The organism is Pseudomonas fluorescens (assembly GCF_001708445.1).
GTDB lineage: Bacteria > Pseudomonadota > Gammaproteobacteria > Pseudomonadales > Pseudomonadaceae > Aquipseudomonas > Aquipseudomonas gorinensis.
This window is the reverse complement of the sequence record NZ_CP015637.1, coordinates 3,394,383-3,414,154: the sequence shown is the minus strand read 5'-3', so window position 1 is coordinate 3,414,154 and position 19,772 is coordinate 3,394,383. Positions and strand designations below refer to the sequence as shown.

At 61.6% G+C, this 19,772-nt stretch carries 14 protein-coding genes and 2 pseudogenes; 5 read left to right on the top strand and 11 right to left on the bottom strand.

The features are described from left to right. Positions 1 to 124 precede the first annotated feature (124 nt). The 3 genes from A7317_RS15065 to A7317_RS15055 all read right to left on the bottom strand — a co-directional run bounded on the left by A7317_RS15065 (position 125) and on the right by A7317_RS15055 (position 3,221). Positions 125 to 919: an ABC transporter permease gene (locus A7317_RS15065; RefSeq protein ID WP_024074583.1), complete on the bottom strand. Its 795-nt coding sequence runs from the start codon at positions 917 to 919 to the stop codon at positions 125 to 127. Beyond that, on the bottom strand, positions 920 to 1,846 hold the full coding sequence (locus A7317_RS15060) for an ABC transporter permease (protein ID WP_024074584.1): 927 nt from the start codon (positions 1,844 to 1,846) through the stop codon (positions 920 to 922). Between the two features lie 322 nt (positions 1,847 to 2,168). Continuing rightward, on the bottom strand, positions 2,169 to 3,221 hold the full coding sequence (locus A7317_RS15055) for an ABC transporter substrate-binding protein (RefSeq protein WP_069076197.1): 1,053 nt from the start codon (positions 3,219 to 3,221) through the stop codon (positions 2,169 to 2,171). Positions 3,222 to 3,696: 475 nt separating this feature from the next. Here A7317_RS15055 and A7317_RS15050 point away from each other — a divergent pair, with 475 nt between their 5' ends. The 4 genes and pseudogenes from A7317_RS15050 (at position 3,697) to A7317_RS31605 (ending at position 8,539) form a co-directional block, all read left to right on the top strand. Beyond that, entirely contained in the window at positions 3,697 to 4,797 is a 1,101-nt protein-coding gene (locus A7317_RS15050) for an ABC transporter substrate-binding protein (protein ID WP_150095232.1), read from the top strand. Between the two features lie 25 nt (positions 4,798 to 4,822). After that, positions 4,823 to 7,135: pseudogene (locus A7317_RS31615) on the top strand (ATP-binding protein); the annotation flags it as partial. A gap of 54 nt (positions 7,136 to 7,189) precedes the next feature. Then, positions 7,190 to 7,678: pseudogene (locus A7317_RS31610) on the top strand (response regulator transcription factor); the annotation flags it as partial. Further along, complete coding sequence (locus tag A7317_RS31605) at positions 7,679 to 8,539, top strand: sensor histidine kinase (RefSeq protein WP_404940811.1); 861 nt, start codon at positions 7,679 to 7,681, stop codon at positions 8,537 to 8,539. Between the two features lie 73 nt (positions 8,540 to 8,612). On the opposite strand, the gene A7317_RS15040 is transcribed toward A7317_RS31605, so the two are convergent. The 8 genes from A7317_RS15040 to A7317_RS15005 form a co-directional block, all read right to left on the bottom strand. After that, entirely contained in the window at positions 8,613 to 9,368 is a 756-nt protein-coding gene (locus A7317_RS15040) for an ABC transporter ATP-binding protein (RefSeq protein ID WP_069076194.1), read from the bottom strand. Continuing rightward, positions 9,362 to 10,408, bottom strand: coding sequence for a FecCD family ABC transporter permease (locus A7317_RS15035; protein WP_024074589.1), 1,047 nt, complete (start codon positions 10,406 to 10,408; stop codon positions 9,362 to 9,364). The genes A7317_RS15040 and A7317_RS15035 overlap by 7 nt, the downstream gene beginning before the upstream one ends. Beyond that, positions 10,405 to 11,559, bottom strand: a complete 1,155-nt coding sequence (locus A7317_RS15030) for an ABC transporter substrate-binding protein (protein WP_069076193.1) — start codon at positions 11,557 to 11,559, stop codon at positions 10,405 to 10,407. Before A7317_RS15030 ends, A7317_RS15035 begins: the two co-directional genes overlap by 4 nt. A 64-nt stretch (positions 11,560 to 11,623) precedes the next feature. After that, positions 11,624 to 13,996, bottom strand: coding sequence for a TonB-dependent siderophore receptor (locus A7317_RS15025; RefSeq protein WP_371128908.1), 2,373 nt, complete (start codon positions 13,994 to 13,996; stop codon positions 11,624 to 11,626). 144 nt (positions 13,997 to 14,140) lie between these two features. After that, on the bottom strand, positions 14,141 to 15,118 hold the full coding sequence (locus A7317_RS15020) for a FecR domain-containing protein (RefSeq protein ID WP_024074592.1): 978 nt from the start codon (positions 15,116 to 15,118) through the stop codon (positions 14,141 to 14,143). Further along, a complete protein-coding gene (locus A7317_RS15015; RefSeq protein WP_024074593.1) occupies positions 15,119 to 15,634 on the bottom strand; it encodes a sigma-70 family RNA polymerase sigma factor in 516 nt (171 codons plus the stop codon). It abuts the gene before it with no gap. Positions 15,635 to 15,680: 46 nt separating this feature from the next. Beyond that, the gene (locus tag A7317_RS15010) at positions 15,681 to 15,863 is read right to left on the bottom strand and encodes a hypothetical protein (protein ID WP_069076192.1); all 183 of its coding nucleotides are present in this window, start codon (positions 15,861 to 15,863) and stop codon (positions 15,681 to 15,683) included. Between the two features lie 12 nt (positions 15,864 to 15,875). Further along, positions 15,876 to 17,120 (bottom strand): MFS transporter, encoded by a 1,245-nt coding sequence (locus A7317_RS15005; RefSeq protein ID WP_069076191.1) that lies wholly within the window; start codon positions 17,118 to 17,120, stop codon positions 15,876 to 15,878. A 326-nt stretch (positions 17,121 to 17,446) separates the two neighbouring features. Between A7317_RS15005 and A7317_RS15000 the strand changes: the two genes are divergently transcribed. After that, positions 17,447 to 19,645, top strand: coding sequence for a TonB-dependent receptor (locus A7317_RS15000; protein ID WP_069076190.1), 2,199 nt, complete (start codon positions 17,447 to 17,449; stop codon positions 19,643 to 19,645). Positions 19,646 to 19,772 lie beyond the last annotated feature (127 nt).

The following is a 19,772-nucleotide window of genomic DNA, read 5'->3' as shown; positions in this document are numbered from 1 at the left end:
TCGTGTGATCGGCGGGTAAGGAACAAAGCCCCGGAAACGCCTTTGCCCGCGTGGGCGGTGCCGCGCGGACATTGATGATGTCCAGCACACCGCCCACGCGGGCAAAGGCGTTTTTGAGGAAGGATCAGTGCTTGTTGCGCCCGGCGATCAGCACCAGGATCAGGGAGGCCAGGATCAGGATCGAACTGATTGCGGCAATGGTCGGGTCGATCTCGTCGCGCAGCGCCGTGAACATGCGCTTGGTCAGCGTCTGGTTGTCGCCACCGGAGATGAACAAGGCCACCACGGTTTCATCCAGCGAGGTGATGAAGGCGAACAGCGTGGCCGACACCACGCTCGGCTTGATCTGCGGCAGGGTCACGGCCATGAACGCGCGGAAGCGGTTCATGCCCAGGCTGCGTGCCACCATTTCCTGCGACATGTCGAAATTACGCAGGCCGGCCAGCAGCGCGATGATCACATAGGGCAGGGCGAGCATAATGTGCGCCAGCACCAGCCCGGTCAGCGTGCTGATCAGGCCGACCCGGGCATACACGAAGAACACGCCGGCGGCGATCAGGATGATCGGCACCATCATCGGCAGCAGCAGAATGATCTGCAACGTACGCACCACCTTCAGGCTCGAGTTGTTGATGGCGTAGGCGGCCGCCATGCCGATCGGCAGGCTGATTGCCATGGTGAAGAATGCCGTGATCAGGCTGACCCGTGCCGCTGACATCCACTCCACACTGTTGAAGAACGCCTCGTACCAATGGAAAGACCATTGTTTGGGCGGGAACTGCAGGAAGCGTGCTTCGGAGAACGACATGGGCACCACGATCAACACCGGGATGATCAGGTACAGCAGGATCGCCGCGACCACCACGGTGAACAGCACGTGGGACAGGCGCAGGTGACGCAGGTTGGCAAGCAGGTTCATTTAGCGAGCTCCCAGAATGCGTTCGATGGGAATGAAGCGATTGATGCCCCAGAAAATCAGGAACACCACGAACAGCAGCACCAGGCCGACCGCACTGGCGGCGCCCCAGGCGTGGTACAGCTCGACATTGCGTTGCACCAGCATCGACACCAGGATCGTGCGACCGCCACCGAGCAATTCAGGGGTGATGAAGAAGCCCAGGCAAATGACGAAGACCAGGATCGAACCGGCCATGATCCCGGGCGCCGCCATTGGCAGGAACACGCGGCGGAAGGTGTAGAAGGGTTTTGCGCCCAGGCTTTCCGACGCTTGCATGAGGTCCTGGGGAATCTTCTTCATCACCGAATACAGCGGCAGGACCATGAAGGGCAACATCACGTGCAGGGTGCCGATCACCGTGCCGGTGGTGTTGTGCATCAGTGTCAGGGGCTGGTCGATGATCCCCAGGTCCATCAGCGTCTGGTTGACCAGCCCGCGGCGTTGTAGCAGCACCAGCCAGGCATAGGCACGCACCAATACGCTGGTCCAGAACGGCAGGATCACGCAGATCAGGATGAGGTTGGCCCAGAGACCCTGCAGGCGCGAGGCGGCGTAGGCGATGGGGAAACCCATCACGACCGACAGGATGGTCACCATGAAGCTGATCTTGAAGGTCAGGGCGAAGGTGTCCCAGTAGATGGTTTCCTGGAAAATCCGGACGTAGTTGGCCAGGGAAAACCCTTCCTCGGTCTGGACCGACTGCAAGGCCAGCCAGCACAGGGGCATGATCAGCAGCACCACCACTATCACCAGCGCGGGGGTGAGTAGCAACAGCATCGAGGTGTGTTCCTTGCGCTCTTCGCGGGCCAGGGCCTGTTCGCTGCTCAACGGCGGTTGGGGCTGGTCGCTGGAGTCGGGCATGGATTTGGCGAGATAGGCGTTTGACATAAAGACCTCTCGTCACTGCAGGGGGCTGGAGGGAATCCAGCGCTGGCGGACAGTGCTGGCGGCAATCGTCCTCACGGACTGCAAGGTGCGGTGCTCGGATAGTGTCATGTAGGGAACTCCCAATGGTGGGCAGGTACGTAGGGCGAGCGCGAGTTGTCTGCATAGCTCACTCTGCGGGACCCTCAGGTCTAATGTACCGGGATGCCAACGAACGAAGCGGGTGGAATTGGCCGGTGCCGAAGTGCTTTATGTCGAAATCGGGGAGGCAGACGGCATGTCCTGCGCCGAGGCGTCTGGCCCGCGGCGCAGCATCAATCGGCGGTTATTTTTTCTGGACGAAGGCCAGCCAGCGCTCTTCAGCCTTGACCCCGTCCTGCGAGGCCCACCATTGCGCCGAGAGCAGGGCCTGGCGGGAGATGTTCTCGGGGGCGGACGGCAGCTTGGCTTCACGCTCGGCCGGGATCACGCCGGTCTTGAATGCCTCGGGATTCAACGGGCCGTAGTCGATGATCATCGGCAGTGCCGCCTGGAGCTGCGCATCGATGGCTTCGTTGACGAACTTCATCGCCGCCACCTTGTGCGGGGAACCCTTGAGTACGCACAGTGAGTTGGTTTCCAGCACGCCCTGGTTGTAATCGAAGGCCACCGGCGCCCCGGCGGCCTGCACGGCGGTGATGCGGCCATTCCAGGCCTGGATCATGTCCACTTCACCGTCGCTGATCAGCTGCGCCGACTGCCCGCCGGATGTCCACCAGGTGGCAATGTCGGGCTTGATCTGTTCGAGCTTCTTGAAGGCGCGATCAACGTCCAGTGGGTAGAGCTTGTCCACCGGCACGCCGTCTGCCAACAACGCGATTTCCAGGGTCGGGCGCGGCAAGTTGCGCAGGGAACGTTGGCCTGGAAACTTCTTGGTGTTCCAAAAATCGGCCCAGGTCTTGGGTACGTTGTCGCCCTTGAAGGCGTCCGTGCGATACGCCAGCACCGTGGAGTAACTGATGTAGCCGACGCTGTAGTCGTCCTTGAGGCTGTCGGGTATCTGCGCGGCGTTGGGAACCAGCGACAGGTCGAGCTTCTCGAACAGGCCTTCGGCCTCGCCTCGGATGCAATCACCAGTGGGCAGGTCGACCACATCCCAGGTGACTTTGCCGCTCTCGACCTGGGTCTTGATGATCGGATAAGCCTTCGGTGAACTGTCCTGCTTGAGCGTCAAGCCGAGTTTTTTCGCGGCCGGCTCGAGAATCGCCTTGCTCTGGGCGTCCTGGTAGGCACCGCCCTGGGAAACGAATGTGATGTCCTCTGCCATGGCCTGGGTAGCGCCACCGAGGAACAGGGCCAGGCTCGCGAGTTTGAAAGCTGTAGTGCGCAATGTGCTCATGGAAAGACTCCGAATGGTTGGCAGATTTCTTGGGCGAGCTGTCGTTTTTGTTGTCGGTCGCTCTGCGGGACCATGGAGGTCTAATGTACTGGCTTGCCCACGAGTGAAGCGGCTATGAATGTGCGGATAAAAAGCTGTTTATTGCGAAATTCGCAACGGTCACGGTATTTCGTGCGTCGACTGCAGGGGAGGGCGTCGAGAGCGTCTCGTCCGTAGCGGTTTCGCTGGGGGATCTATCCGATGCGGTGTTTGGCGTGGCGTCGGTCTAGCTGGGGGGGCGCGGGCTCATGCAAGCATTGGTTGAAATTCTCTATGGCCGCGGGCGAAGCGGGCACTTTGATACTATGATGACTGTCAATCTCCATTCCGCCGGGCGGCTTCTCCAACCAGATCAACCAAATCAATCAGTCGATCCAGGCTGTCGGCAAGTGCAGGTGGATTGCTGTGGGTAAATCCTAAGAAGATGGAGAGCAGTATGAACACTCAACCCATCCACAAAATTTTATGGCACCTCGCCGGCTGCGTGACCGGGCTGGCAATGGTTGCCGCCAATCCAGCCCAGGCTGCCGACGGCGGCATCGCCGGTGGCCCTACCGCAAGCTATAGCATTGCCTTCAGCAACTCCTACGCGGGCAGCGATTTCCGCAAGGTGATGGTGAGCAATTGGCAGGCGATGGCGCTCCAGGCGCAGAAGGATGGCTTGATCCGGGAGGCTCCGGTGGTCAGCGCTAATAACTCGGCGTCGGAACAAGCGGCCCATATCCAGGACATGATCGTCAAGGGCGTCAATGCCATCGTCATCCTGGCCGCGTCTGACACGGCCCTCAATGGGGTGATCCGCGATGCCTGCAACGCCGGCATCGTGGTGGTGGTCATGGCCAGCCTGGTCACCGAGCAATGCGTCTATACCGTGGATTACAACTGGTCTGCCATGGGCCGTGTGGAAATGGATTACATCGCCGAGCGTCTGAAGGGCAACGGAACGTTGCTGGAGATCCGTGGCATTGCCGGCGATGCCACCGATAAAAACATCAGCGACGGCATTCGCAAGGCCGCCAGCGACTATCCGGGCCTGAGATTCGCCAAGACCGTGTACGGGAACTGGACGGCTTCTGTGGCCCGCAAGGAGGTGGCGCTGGCGCTGCTATCGCTGCCCAACATTGATGCCGTGGCGACTCAGGGGGGCGACGGTTATGGGGCGGCCATGGCGTTCAAGGCGGCGGGACGTCCGTTGCCGATCATCGTGATGGGCAACCGTCAGGACGAGCTCGCCCTGTGGAAACAGGAGCGCGATGCCAATGGCTACGAGACCGTCTCTGTCTCTGCCTCCCCGAGCGTCTCTCAGGTGGGTTTCTGGGTAGCCCAGCAGATCCTGGCGGGCAAGCAGGTGCCGAAGTTCGTCGAGGTGCCGCTGGTGCGTATTGACGCAAAAGACTTGGACGCCTGGCTCGCCACTATGCCAGTGGGCGGCGCCGCCAATCCTTCCTACAGCCAGGCTTCCGTTGCGGCGATGATCGACGCTGCCATCAACAACACGGTGTCGCCGGCGCCGTTGCCGGAGGTGACGAAGCAGTAGTGGCGGGCGAGGAGGCGAGGCCCCGATGTTGACATTCAAATCGGCCACGGCCAGGCCCATTGCCGTCAGGATTGGCCTGGCAGTTGCCGCACTGGTGTTCTTGATGCTGGCGGTATCGCTGGTGAACCTCTACGGCCTGCGAGGCATGGTGCGGGCGGTGGATTCCGCCAGCCATTCCGCAGAAATTCTGGCTTCGGTCAACGGTGCCACCGGGCGGGTGGAAAACTTCATTGCCACCCGCGATCAGGAAAGCTTGTCCCAGGCCGAAGGCATGGTGGCGACGGCTATCACCGGCCTTGCCGCCATTCCGGTGGCAGAAGCGCAATCGCTCAAGGGCAGCCTGGAACGGCTCGCCGGGGCGATCGCCGCCTTGCGGGCGGCGACCCTGACCATGGATGGCGAAACGGAGAACATGACCGCCCACTACGATCGAATGCGAGAGGCGACGATCGTCGTCGAACAGGGCATCGCCGATGGGCTGAAGACGCTTGGTGCCCGCGCCACTGACCACCAGGCGCGGGTGAGCAATATTGAGAGTGCCCACCGTATCCTGGATATCCTGCGCAACGGCGAACGGATCATCACCGCCAATGTGGCCAAGGTGCTGGTGACCGGTGATGGGGCGGCCGCCACTGCGGCGAGCAGCGCCTGCGCGGCATTGCCGCCCGTGGTCGAGCAATTGCGCGAGTTGATGGGAGCGCCGCAGGAGGTGGAGACCCTGGGGCAGTTGGCGACGGCGGTCGCTGCCGCCTGCCTGGCGGTCGAGCAGCTTGGCGCGGCACCCAAGCTTCGCGGTGGCGAGGCTTTGCGGCATCTCGGCACCGTTGGGGACGTGGCCGAACGCCTCGAAGTCATGCTGGGTGAAGTGGAGGAGCACGTTGCCCACGAAGCCAGCGACATTCAGGCCGCCACCGGTTTGCTGCAAAATGCGGCCGCATTGTCCAAGCGTTTCGCCGAGCGTGTGGCCACCCTGGAGGCGCAGACGTTGTCGTTTCGCCTGGCACCCTCGGCCGAGGTCGCCAGCGCTGTCGATGCCATCCTCGATGAACTCTCCCGTCTCGCGCGCGTTCTCCCTTCATCGGTAGGGCCGCAGACCGACGCTACGCCCCAGACGGTCAGCGATCAGATCGCCGGCTACCGGGCCGCATTCGCCAGGTTCCATCAGGCGAGCAATGCCTTGAGTGACGCGCGCGACCAAGTTCGCAACGAGGCCCGCAGCGCAGGCCTGTTGGTTGCACGCTTCGCTGGCCAAGCGCGTTCAGACGCCTTGGTCCACAAGGATCGCGGCATGCTCGCGACGATCATCGCGGGCGCCGTCGCCATCCTGCTGGCCGGTGCCATCGCCTGGAGCACCTCGCGGTTTGTTGCGCAGCCCATCGTTGCCCTGGCCTCGGTCATGCGCCGGCTCGCTGCCGGTGACCTGAGCGCCGAGATCGCCAGCGCCGGGCGCGGCGATGAGATTGGGATCATGACCCGTGCGGTGCGGGTGTTCCAGGAGAATGCTTTGCGCATCCGGGTGCTGGAGGCCGAGGCCGAAGCCGAACGACAGCAGGTCCAGGCCTCTTTGGAGAGAATGGTCGATGAACGGACCGACACGCTGCACCGGCAGACCGAGGTGTTGGAGGCGCAGGCCGTCGAACTCATTCAGGCGCGCAACCAGGCCGAGACGGCTAACCGGGCCAAGAGCGATTTCGTTGCCACGGTCAGTCACGAACTGCGCACCCCCCTGACCCTGATTCTCGCCCCCCTGGAGCAGCTCTCAGCGGTGACCACCCCGCCCGCGGACTGGCGTGTGCAAGTCGAGCGCGCCCAACGCAATGCGCTGCGCTTGATGAGCCGGGTGAATGAGATCCTCGACTTTTCCAAGGCCGAAGCCGGCAAGGTGGAGTTGTTTCCAACGTCCGTTGACTTGAACAAGGCGGTAGGTGTGCTGGCCGAGGATGCCGCGCTGGTGGCGCAGGGCAAAGGCTGCACCTTGACCTGCAGCATCGACGCCGCGCTCGGCACGGTGTTCCTGGACCCCCGACACTTCGAGAAGATCGTGCTTAACCTGGTGAGCAATGCTATCAAGTTCACGCCCGCTGGCGGCACCGTGCACGTGGCCGTGACGCCGATTGATGGCGAGCGATTTGAACTCGCGGTGCAAGACTCGGGGATTGGCATTGCGCCTGACAAACTGCCGTTGTTGTTCCAGCGTTTTTCCCAGATCGACAATTCCGCCACGCGCCATTACAGCGGCACAGGCATTGGTCTGGCCCTGGTCAAGTATCTGGCCGAACGGATGGGGGGCGAAGTTGGCGTCAACAGCGAACCTGGACGCGGCTCATGCTTCTTTGTGCGACTTCCGCTGGGGGCCGAGCAAAGCATCGTGCCGATCGACGCCAGCAATAGGATGCACGAGCGGTCAGCACCGAGCACCACCGAGCAGCGCTACCTGCGTTTCGACGACGGCCGCCAAGGCAGTCGCGGCGACCCGGCGTCGACGCAAGTCGCAGACGACGAGCCCCACCCGGAACACGCCTTGCGATCCAAAGTACTGGTGGTCGACGACAACCCGGAAATGCTCAGCTACCTCAACGAACTTTTGCGCGACGACTACATTGTCGCCACCGCAGCCGATGGAGAACAGGCCTGGGCAATACTGCAGCGTCGACCCATCGATGTCGTTCTCTCGGACGTGATGATGCCCAAGCTCGACGGCTTTGGCCTGACCGCCAGAATCAAAGCCAGCGCCGGCTTCGCTCATCTGCCCGTGATCCTGTTGACCGCCCGCGGCGGCAGCGAGGCCTGCGTCTCCGGGCTGGAGAGTGGCGCCGATGACTATATCGCCAAACCCTTCTCGCCGCTGGAGCTCAAGGCTCGCGTACGCGCGGCCCTGCGCATGAGCCAGGTGCAAGCCGAACTGAACGCAAAATCCCGTCAGGCGGGCATGGCCGAAATTGCCACTACGGTGCTGCACAACGTCGGCAATGTCCTCAACAGCGTGAACGTATCGGCAGAGCTGGTCAGCGGCCAGATGCGCAACTCCAAAGCCCAGGGCCTGGGCAAGGTGGCTCAGCTGATGAACGAACACGTCCATGACCTGAGCGATTTCCTCACCCGAGACAACAAAGGGAAGATGCTGCCCGACTACCTGCTCAAGCTGGCGACAGTGGTGACGGCAGAGCAACAGGGCATCATCGAAGAACTCGGGCAACTCACCAAGGGCATTGACCACATCAAAACCATTGTCGCAGCCCAGCAGTCCTATGCCGTTGCCGTCAGTGTCGTCGAGACAATAGCGATCTCGGAATTAATCGATGACGCCTTGCGCATGAGTGCCGGACCACGGGGGCGTCAGGAGGTGACGGTGGTCAAGGAGATTGCCGACTTGCCCCTGCTGTCGCTGGACCGGCACCGGGTGCTGCTGATCCTGATGAACCTGATCAGGAATGCCAAGCAGGCGTTGGACGGCGTGATCGATCGCAGCCCGGCCATCACGTTCAACGCCTCTGTTGCGCACGGGCCAGTATTGCGTATCACGGTGGCCGATAACGGCAACGGGATTACGCCAGAGCATCTGGTGCGCATCTTTTCCCATGGCTTCACGACGCGCCAGGACGGTCACGGTTTCGGCCTGCACAGCTGCGCGCTCGCTGCGCAGGAAATGGGTGGCAGCTTGACCGTGCGCAGCGACGGGGCTGGACAAGGCGCAACCTTCATCCTCGATGTCCCCCTTGATGCCCAGCAGAATAAGGGATGAACACTGAATCGGCGCATCTGGCTGGTCGATGATAGGTGCGTGGCTGAACCCGTGGCTTGCGTTGGGTACGCCTTCACGTAATACCGTCGATCAAAATATGTCGTTGTCCCCGACTGCACTGCTCGATCCGCGCTTCAACCTGGTACACCTCGCGCAGCATGCGTTCGGTGATCACCTCATGACTCGCGCCGCTGCCCTGGGCGGTGCCGTCGGCAATCACCAATACCTGATCGGCAAAGTGCAAAGCCTGGTTCAGGTCATGCAGGGCGATAAACACAATGACCTGCTGTTTACGGGTCAAGGCGCCCATGAATTTCAGCACTTGCACCTGGCGATGCATATCGAGGGCGCTGGTGGGTTCGTCCATCAACAGGATTTCCGGTTCGCGCACCAATGTCTGGGCGATGGACACCAGTTGCTGTTGGCCCCCACTGAGTTCGCCCAGGTTTTGAAAGGACAAGTCGCTGATGCCAAGGGCGTCGAGCATCTCGTCCACCCGCTTCAGCTCGTCATCGTGGACGGTCCATTGCGGCGACAGTTGCTTGCGGGCCAGGAGCACCGATTCGTAGACCGTCAACCGCGCACTGGCATTCAAGCCCTGGGGCATGTAGCAGATGCCTTGCTGGCCCTTTTTCGAGTCCTGCAGGATCACCTGGCCAGGCCCGTCGATCAGCCCGGCCATGCGTTTGAACAGGGTGGACTTGCCCGCCGCATTGGGCCCCACCACCGCGACTACCTGGCCGCCGGTGAACGCGGCAGTGGTAACGCCACGGATAATCGTGCGCTGGCCATAGCGGGCACCCAGGTCTTGCAACTGAATCTTCACCATGCGTTTTTCTTCCCGCTGAGGATCAGAGATATGAAGAACGGCACGCCGATCAATGACGTGACGACCCCGATCGGGAAGATCGCGCCCGGGATCAGGGTTTTGCTCACCACCGAACTGGCGGACAGAATCAGTGCGCCGGTCAGCAGTGAGGCCGGCAGGAAGAAGCGCTGATCCTCGCCGATCAACATCCGCGCAATATGCGGGCCGACCAGCCCGATAAAGCCGATGGTGCCAACAAAGGCCACGGGGAACGAGGCGAGCAGGCTGACCATGATCAACGTTTGAAAGCGCAGGCTGCGTACGTTGATCCCGAAACTGGCGGCCTTATCGTCGCCCAGTCGCAGCGCGGTCAGGGCCCAGGCGCGTTTGGCAAAGATCGGCAGGGTGATCACGATCACCAGGCAGATCACCCCAAGTTTCGGCCAGGTGGCTTTGGTCAAGCTGCCCATGGTCCAGAACACCACGGCTGCCACGGCTTGTTCGGTGGCGAAAAACTGCACCAGGGCCAATAACGCGTTAAACGTGAACACGAGGGCGATACCCAGCAGCACGATGGTTTCCGCGGTGACCCCGCGACGCATGCTCAGGAAGTGAATCAGCAACGCCGAGAGCATGGCCATGATGAACGCGTTCAGCGGCACCATGTACTGCGCGGCCAATGGAAACAGTGCCACACCAAACGCCAGCCCCATGGCCGCGCCAAAACTGGCGGCGGCAGAAATGCCCAGGGTGAAGGGGCTGGCCAGCGGGTTGTTGAGGATGGTCTGCATCTGGGCCCCGGCCAATGACAACGCCGCGCCCACCGCCACCGCCATCAGGGCGATCGGCAGGCGGATATCCCACATCACTACGCGAATCTGCGCGGGGGCACTGTCCGGCGCGATCAGCGCGCCCAGGACGTCGCTGAAGCTGTAGCTCGCCGGGCCCAGCGCCAGGTCGAGTAGCACGCTGCCCATCAACAGCAGGGCCAGGGCGCCGAGGATCAGGCGTTTGCGCAGGACCAGGCGCCTGTAGGTGTCGCGCTGGATCACCGCCGTCATGGCTTGAGGCTCACGAAGTAACCCGGCTCATAGGGCACTGGCAGGAATCGCTCGTGCAACTCGCGAAACGAAGCGTCAGGGTCCAGGTCGGTAAACAGTGTCGGATGAAACCATTTGGCCAATTGCTGGATGGCCACAAATTGATAAGGGCTGTTGTAGAACTGATGCCAGATGGCGTGGAATGCCTGGTCATCCTGCGCCTTGATCCCGGCATAGGCCGGACGCTGGGTATACCACGCCAGCTTGCGCCGGGCTTGTGCCATGTCGGCGCCGGGGCCGACACCGACCCAACGGCCACCGGGAGCAAAGGCTTCCCAATTCGCGCTGGTGACCACCACGTGTTGCGGGTTGGCGACGATCACCTGCTCGGGGTTCAACTGGCCGAAGGTGCTGGGGATGATGTTCCTGGCAATGTTGTCACCGCCGGCCATGTCGACGAAAAGACCAAAGTTTTCATTGCCGAAACTCAGGCAACAATCTTCGGTGTAGCCGCCTATGCGCTCGATGAACACGCGCGGGCGCGAAGGGTGCTGCGCTTTGATGACGTCGGTGACGCGGCGGATCTGCTGGTTGCGAAAATCGATGAACGCTTCGGCGCGCGCTTCTTTGCCAAATAGCTGGCCGAACAGGCGCATGGTGGGCTCGGTGTTCTGCATGGGGTGGTTGCGAAAGTCGACGTACACCACGGGAATCCCCAAGGCGTCGAGTTTCTCGATGTAGCGGGCATCCTCGGTGGCGTGCTGGGCCTCGATGTTGAGGATGATCACATCGGGATGCAGGGAGATGGCCTGCTCGATGTCGAAGGTACCCTCTTCGAAACCGCCAAACGTGGGGATTTTGGCGATGGCGGGAAACTTACGCAGATAAGCGCCATAGGTGTCAGGGTCGGACTGGATCAAATCCTTGCGCCAGCCGACGATACGTTCAATGGGGTTTTGCGTATCCAACGCGGCGACCAGGTACAACTGGCGGCCCTCACCGAGAATGACTCGCCTGACCGGCAGGTGCACCTTGATCTCGCGCCCGAGCAAATCGGTGACGGTGCTGCGCGCTGTATCCGGCTCGGCCGCTGTTGAAGCCAGTGACCAGCCTGCCAATCCAGCGAATAGCAGCGCGGCAATGGCGTAGCTGCGTCGAACAATGGTACCCATGGTTAGAGCCTTTGCTGTGGCCGGGCCGGGGGGCGATTCAACTTGCCGAACGGCACCGAAGGTTTCAGAAATCGACCGAGGTCGACAGTAGAACGGTACGTGGTGAACCTTGAGAGAACGCGCCATAGGAGGCCACGCCCGACCAATACTCGCGGTCGAACACGTTCTGGACGGTGACGCGCAATATCGTCGGGCGCTGGGCGATGCGGGTGCTGTAGCGCGCACCGACGTCGAAGCGTGTCCACGGATCCAGCGCCTGCGTGTTGGCCTGGTCCACGTATTGGCTGGCGGTGTACAAGGCTCCGCTGGTCAGCGTCAGCCCCTCGACCTGCGGCACATCCCATTCGGCCCAGAGGTTGGCCTGGACATTGGGCACGCCAATCGGCTTGTTGCCTCTGTTGGCCGCCACGCCTGTTTCGGTCAGTTGTGCGTCCAGCAGGGTCACGCCGCCGAGCAGGCGCGTACCTGGGCCGGCCTCGCCGGAGACATTCAGTTCCAGTCCACGATTGCGCTGTTCGCCTTGGACCGAAAAGGCACCGCCTGACAGCTCGCCGCTAGGTTTCGTAATCTGGAACAACGCAAGGGTGGACATGACCGTGCCGTAGTCGAGTTTGACCCCGACTTCATGCTGGCGTGAGACGTAGGGGGCAAAGACCTGGCCTGCGTTCGAGGCCGTGGCCGGGGCGATATCGCCCTTGCTCAAGCCTTCGAGGTAGTTGTAATAGAACGACACCCGCTCCCAGGGCCGTACAACCAGCCCGAACAGCGGCGTAGTCTTGCCGTCGTCGTAAGCGGTGGTTACGGCGCCGGCGGTGTTGTAGTTGTTGGAGCGAATGCTCTGCTTGCGCAGGCCCGCAGTGACTTGGACGCGTTGGTCGAGTATCGACAAGGTGTCGGCAACAGCTACCCCGGACAATTCGGTTGCCGAGACTTTCGGCGTCGCTGGCGTTGCGATGTCAACCTTGGGGCGCTCGATCGGCTGGTAAATGTTCGACAGGATGGGCGTGCTGGAAATGATGCCGCGCGACAATTCATCGCGGTAGCGGGTGACTTGCAGCGTGCTGCTGTGGCTGATCGGCCCAGTGTCGAAACGCAGTCGGGCACCGACGTCGACCGTGTAGCGTCGTACCTTGAACTTGTAGTAGCCGGGCGTCGACGAGGTGTCGCCGGCGCTGTTGATGATGGTCGGGGTCTGGTCGGACAGGCGTGCCACATCAGACTTCCCACCGCCGGCATGGCCGAACAGGGTCAGTGCGTCGCTGAGGTCATATTCGCCGCCCAGCAGTGCCGATTCATCCAGGGTTTTCGACCAGCCCCACGCCTGGCTCACGTTGGTACGCCCGTTGGCGGCAGGGGGAATCGGCACACCGTCTGCAATCAGGAACGGGCGTGAGGCCGCGTCGAATTGTTCCTTTTGGGTGATCAGGTCCAAGGTGGTACGCAGGCGATCACCCTGGTAATCCAAGGCGATGGCACCGACCCCGACATCCCGCGATTGCTCATCGATCGCGGTATCACCTGCTTGTAGACGCCCATTGACGCGCACCCCGAATCGCCGATCTTCGCCAAACCGCCGGCTCACGTCGAGGTGAGTGCCGAGTTGAAAGTCCTGGGCGTAACTGGCGGTCACTCGCGTCAGGTCCTCGTCCAGGGAACGCTTGGGCACTACGTTGATGACGCCGCCGACAGCGCTGTTGGGCGACATGCCGTAGAGCAGGGCGCCGGGGCCCTTGACCACCTCGATGCGCTCGGCGTAGTCGGTAAATACGCGGTAATTGGAGGCCACGCCGTACACCCCATCGAACGCGAGTTCGCCGAGGTTGCCTTCGCCCACTGGAAAACCACGGATGAAGAAGGAGTCGACAATCCCGCCTGCCTGGCCGGTAGCGCGAACCGAGGAGTCGCGTTCGAGCACATCACCCACGGTTGTTGCTTGCTGGTCCTTTATCAGGGCTGCGGTATAGGTGCTGACGCTGAAGGGGGCGTCCATCACGTCCGTATTGCCGAGTAAGCCGAGGCGCCCGCCGGTGGCCACCTGGCCACCCGAGTACACGGGTGGCAGGCTGCTGCTGCCGGGTTTTTCCGGGGCCGTCACGGTGGTGGCCGACAACGTGACCGTGCGTTGGACCAGGGTGTAGCTGCCGTCGCTGCGCAACACCATCGCCAGGCCACTGCCGTCCAGCAGGCGGGTGACGGCTGCCTGTGTCGAATAGGTGCCGCTCAGCTCAGGGCTGGTCAGGCCTTGCGTGATCGACGGTTCGAATGACAGGGCAATGCCGGCGTCCACGGCAAAGTTCGAGAGCGTTGCACCGAGCGGGCCTGGGGCAATGTGGTAAGCACGCACCGCGACCGAATCCAATTGCACCGGCACCGCCGCTGAAGCCAGCGCGCACACGGACCAGGCCAGCAGCACGCTGAGTACTGCGCCGTGGACCATGGGTTTGAACGGACGGGCCGGACGCAGGGGCCGTGCTACGAGCATGAAAGGATGACCCAAAGGACAAGAGAAAAAGGCTGTTCCTACCTTTGCCAGCCGAGAGTGGAAAAAGTATCACCCGGCCACCGTTTATTTTGCGCACGGTCAGGCGGGAGACAAGGTCACCCAATAACCGCGCAAATGCCCGGTCACCAGCACGGGGTAAGTCTGCACCAGCATATTCAAGGTGCGATCGGTATCGCTGATCGGGAAAGCGCCGGAAACGCGCAGGTCGGCAATGGCCGGATCGCAGCGTATGAAGCCTCGGCGGTAGCGCGCCAGTTCAGCGACGAAGTCGGCCAGGCGCATCCTGTCGGCCATCAACATGCCTTGGGCCCATGAACCGGCGTAGCGGTCAGCCTGCGTCAGCGAACCAAACGTCTGCGCGGAAAAGTCGGTACGCTGCCCGGCATTGACGATCAGCGGGGCCGCCTGGCTGTTATCGGCCAGCGTCACTTTTACCGCGCCATCGAGTACCGCCAGGTGAGTGCGCGGGCTTGACTCACGTACAGTAAAGCGCGTGCCCAGGGCTTGCATGCGGCCTTGGCGGGTGCTGATCAGGAACGGCCGGGGCAGGGGGGGCGTGTCGACCGCGGTTTGCACCAGGATTTCGCCTTCGCGCAAGTGAATAAGCCGTTGGCGGTCGTCGAACACGACGTCGATGGCGGTATCGGTGTTCAGGGTGAGGTGCGAACCATCGGCCAGGGTAAGTTCGCGACGCTGGCCAACATCGGTGCGGTAGCCCGCTGACCATTGCTGCGATTGTGCCAGCTTCCAACCGCCCCAACTCACCGGCACCACCGCCAACAGGAGCGCCAGTTTGCCCAGCAGGGCGCGGCGTTCCGGGCTGTTCGGTCGATCGAGGGCCGACATCGCCAGGGAGGGTGGTAAACCGCCGAACTTGCTCTGCAGCAATGTTGCCCGTGACCACGCGCGGTTACGCTCGGGGGTGCTGATCTTCCAGCGTTCCCATTCGGCGCGTTCGTGGTCCGTCAGTTCGCGCTCGCTCAAGCGCATCAGCCACTCGGCGGCTTCTTCGAGTACCTGCGGGTCCAGCGGCGGCTCCTTGCGCAGACCGAGCATTCACTCCACCAGCATCAGGCATTGTACGAAAGCCTGTTTCATGTAGCGCTTGACGGTGATCAGCGATACACCCAGTTGCTCGGCGATGTCGTCGTACTTGAGGCCGTTGATCTGCGACAGCAGGAATGCGCGTTTGACCTGCGGCGCCAGGGTATCGAGCATGGCGTCGATTTCGTGCAGGGTTTCCAGCACCAGAAAGTGCGTCTCGGGCGACGGCGCTTCGTGGGCGGGCACATTCGCCAGTGCCTCCAGGTAGGCGCGTTCCAGTGCCTTGCGCTGGTACCAGTTGATCAGGATACCCTTGGCCACGCAGCTCAAGTACGCCCGTGGCTGGTCAATCACCGTGACCTGTGATGCCAGGATCCGGGTGAAGGTGTCCTGCGCCAAATCCGCCGCATCCATGGCGTTACCCAGCTTTCTCTTCAGCGTGGCATACAGCCAGCCGTGGTGCCCGCTGTACAGGGCCTCGATTGCGCGCAGACGGTTGGGGTGGTTGGCGGAGAGGGTTTCGCTCATGGCGGCAGGTTTTATGTTATTGAGAAGTATTCCCAATGCTAGTTGACTAAGCGACTGGAACGCAAGCGCGATCATCTTCGGTCAATCCGGCGCATGGCAGGCGCGTCAAGGCGTCAATCAACCCATCGATTTCAGCTTCGGTGCTGTAGTGTGAAGCGTCACGCATCAGCGCCGCGCCGGTGTTGTTGAAATGGATCAGGTGTTCGACAGCGGGTGTGTCGGCACGCATGCAGTTCCTTGTTCAGTTGCTGTCTGCAACAAGGCTGGAGCGCGTGGCCGCCGATCTGTACCGCAACGCCAGCATCGGCATCAGCGCTACCGCATAGGCCAGGCACACGAAAAGATAGGTGTATTGCAGGCCGTAGACCTGGTTGAGCAAGCCACCGATGGAGATGCCGGCAATCGAAGCGAATTGCGCGGTACTTTGGGCGATACCCAATACGTAGCCTTGGCGCGAGCTGTCGGCGGTTTTCGAGATCAACGCCATCAGCACGGGGGTGGTCGCGCCCAGCAGTACCCCCCAAACAAAGTAGGCGACGACAAATATGCCGGGATTGCGCGTAAATCCCGCCACGGCGGTTAACCCGATACAACCGACGACGATGTAGGTGATGCGCTGCAGCGTTTGTGCTTGAGACCGGTGCTCAAAGTAGCGCGACCAGGCGCTCGCCGAGAGGATGAAGCCCAGTGCCAGCAGGCCATAGCACAGGCCAACCACTGAGTGACTGACCTCGAATGTCGCGCTGACATACAGCGAGAACGAGGTCTGGGGCAGCATGCGCGCCAGCAGCAGAATCCCCATGACGCACAGCAGAGACAACTGCGGAAAGTCGCGCCATACCCTGCTGGTGCCCGAGGCAGGCGGGGCGGAAGTCGCCGCCGGTTTTTTGGGCACTGGGGGAACGTTCGGCAAGGTCACGGCGGCTATCAGGGTACACACGGCACAGAGTGCAGAGGCGACGATATTGATCCAGAAGAACGTCGCGTAATCGAGGATCAAGCCGCCAACGACCGCGCCCAGCAATGAGCCGACATTTGTCGATATCTGCAAAATCGCAAACAGCCGGGCCCGCCGTGACGGCGCTTCGATACTGACCCCATACGCTTGCGCAGGGGCGATATAGCCGGCAAACGCACCTTGCAGGAAACGCAGGACCAAGATGACCCAGATATCAGTGGAAAACGCCAACCCGAGCTGGGTCAAGGACAACCCTGCGAGTGCGCGGATCATCATCAATTTATGCCCGTGTCGATCACCGATACGCCCCCAGAACGCACTGGTCACCATGATGCCCAGCATCGGCCCGACGTACACGGCGATGCTGGCGAAGCTGAACACCGACTCCGAAGAGGCCAGCCCACGCAGGTGCACGGGCCAGAACGGCCCGCTCATTTCCATCGCGCCCATGGAGACCAGTTGGATCGCGAACAGAAGATAAATGAGGATTCTCACACTCGAACCCTGGATAACACCGGTTTGGGACATGAGACGGCCTCGGTGGTTGAACAGCTGCGAACGGGTTAGTCAGGGGGGGTTGTCAACGGTAGTTGGCGTCCTGCATCCAATGCATGTGCAGCGGCGCGATAGCGTCGACATGTACCGCGAGGAGGATGCCAGGCCGCACAGGCGGTTGTCAGGTGTAACCGCGCTCTTGCAGTAGCGGAGCGCATGTTCGGCTATCGCCAACATTGCGGATCAGCAGGCTGCGTTCGCTGGGTTTTCAAAAAAAACAGGTCGGGATGATACTTTTTCCCATGTCGACTGGCATTAAGAGTAATTCCTATTTCCCTCGTTGAAAGGATCCTCTTGTCATGCCTGTTGTCAGTCGACCCAGCGGTGAACGCGTGTTAACCCTTGCCATTCGGACCGCCCTGTTGAATTTCGTCATGGTCGCCGCGGGCGCCAATGCCTGGGCTGAGACGCAAGCGCCTGTCGCCACGGAGGCCGATACGCCCCCCCTGACCCTCGACACCACCACGATCGACGGCCGCTACAACGGCCCGACAGCGTTGCCCGAGGTGCTCGCCGGCGGGCAGGTGGCGCGTGGTGCACGCCTGGGCATGATGGGTAACAAAGACGTGATGGACACGCCTTTCAACGTCACCAGCTACACCGCCAAAACCCTCGCTGACCTGCAAACCGTGACCGCTGCCGATGCCCTGGAGCGCGACCCCTCGGTGCGCTCGACGGGGCAGACAGGCGGGATCGTCGACTCGTTCTTCATTCGCGGCTTTGCCATCGGCGAAGGCAACTTGGGTGAACTGGCCTACGACGGCGTTTATGGCGTAGCGCCTAACTATCGGGCGTTTACCGAATACGCCGAGCGCATCGAAGTGCTCAAGGGGCCGGGCGCCTTGATGTATGGCATCTCCCCCAACAGTGGGGTTGGTGGTGTCATCAATATCGTGCCTAAGCGGCCGCTGGAGGAGGACCTGACTCGTTTTACCGGCAGTTACGCCTCGGACTCCCAAGTGGGCGGGCACTTGGATATCAGTCGCCGGTTTGGTGAAGAAAACCAGTTTGGCGTACGTTTCAACGGCAGCCTTCAAGGCGGGGATACGGCCGTTGACAACCAGAGTCGCGACGTAGGGATCGGTGCGATTGCCCTGGATTACCGCGGTGAGCGGTTGCGCCTGAATCTCGACTACATCAGCCAGAAAGAGAGCTTTGAAGGCGCCTCGCGCCCCTTCACCGTCGCACCCGGTGTGCAGGTGCCTTCGGCCCCAGACGGCCGTACAAGCCTGCCGCAAAAGTGGGGTTGGTCAGACACCAAGGAGCAGTCGGCTTTGCTGGGCGGTGAATATGACTTGAGCGATTCACTCACGGTGTTCGCCCATGCGGGTGGGGGGCGCTCGGATGTGAAACGCATGTCCGACCAGGTGCCACGTATCCTCAATGATGCCGGCGACACCAGTAATATACCTGGCTACTACAAATTCAATGTTGATCGTTCCACCGCGGATATGGGGATCCGCGGGCTGTTTGCCACGGGCCCGGTGACCCATATCACCACGTTGATGGCCACCCGTTACCAGGATGAACTCTCGCGGGGCATCACTAACGGCACGGACATTCGCTCGAATATTTACCATCCGGTGGACACACCCAAGCAGTACATCAGCACCCCGAAGGTGCTGCGCATCTCCGAGTCGGAGTTGTCCGGCGTGGCGCTGACCGACACCCTGGGCTTTCTGGATGATCGCTTCCAACTGACCTTGGGCGTGCGCCGACAATACATCGAGTCGCGCAACTACAATGCTGCCGGCGCCGTCAGCTCCCGCTATAAAGACAATGCCACTACGCCTTTGGTCGGCGTGGTGGTCAAACCGTGGGACGATGTGTCTTTCTACTACAACTACGTGGAAGGCTTGAGCAAAGGCGACATTGCCCCAGGCACGGCGGACAACTCCGGGGAAACCTTCGCACCCTATAAGTCCAAGCAGCACGAGATTGGCGTGAAGTACGAGCACGCTACCTTCATGACCACCCTGGCACTGTTCCAGATAGAAAAGCCCAGCGGAGAGGTAGGCGCTAACAATCTGTTCTCGGTACAGGCAGAACAGCGTAACCGTGGCGTCGAGCTGAGCGTGTTCGGTGAGGTGGCGCCGGGCACGCGCTTGATGGGCGGTGTGACCTTCCTGGAGGGTGAGTTGACGGATTCGGCCACTGCCGCCAACCGCGGCAATAAACCGGTGGGAGTGCCGGATATCCAGGCCAACCTATGGGCAGAATATGACACCCCGTGGCTGGAAGGTTTTACCCTCACCGGCGGTGCGATCTATACCGACAGCCAGTACGTCAACCAGGCCAACACCCAAACGCTGGATGCCTGGACCCGTATTGATGCAGGCGCGCGCTATGCCACCAAAATCGAAGGGCGGCCGACGACTTTCCGCGCCACGGTACAGAACGTATTCGACCGTGAGTATTGGTCTGGCGTGGCCTCCTATGGTGCATTTTCGCCAGGGTATCCGCGCACTTTGCAACTCTCGGCTACCGTCGATTTTTGACGGGGGCCGGTACGCGGGACGCGCGGGGCGAGTTGGCCGCGGTCCCGACCCCACCCGGACTCACGACGCGCAGCAACGGCGCCGCTGCTGCGACTCGACTGTTACTGCGCTTGCAGTTGTGCCCATT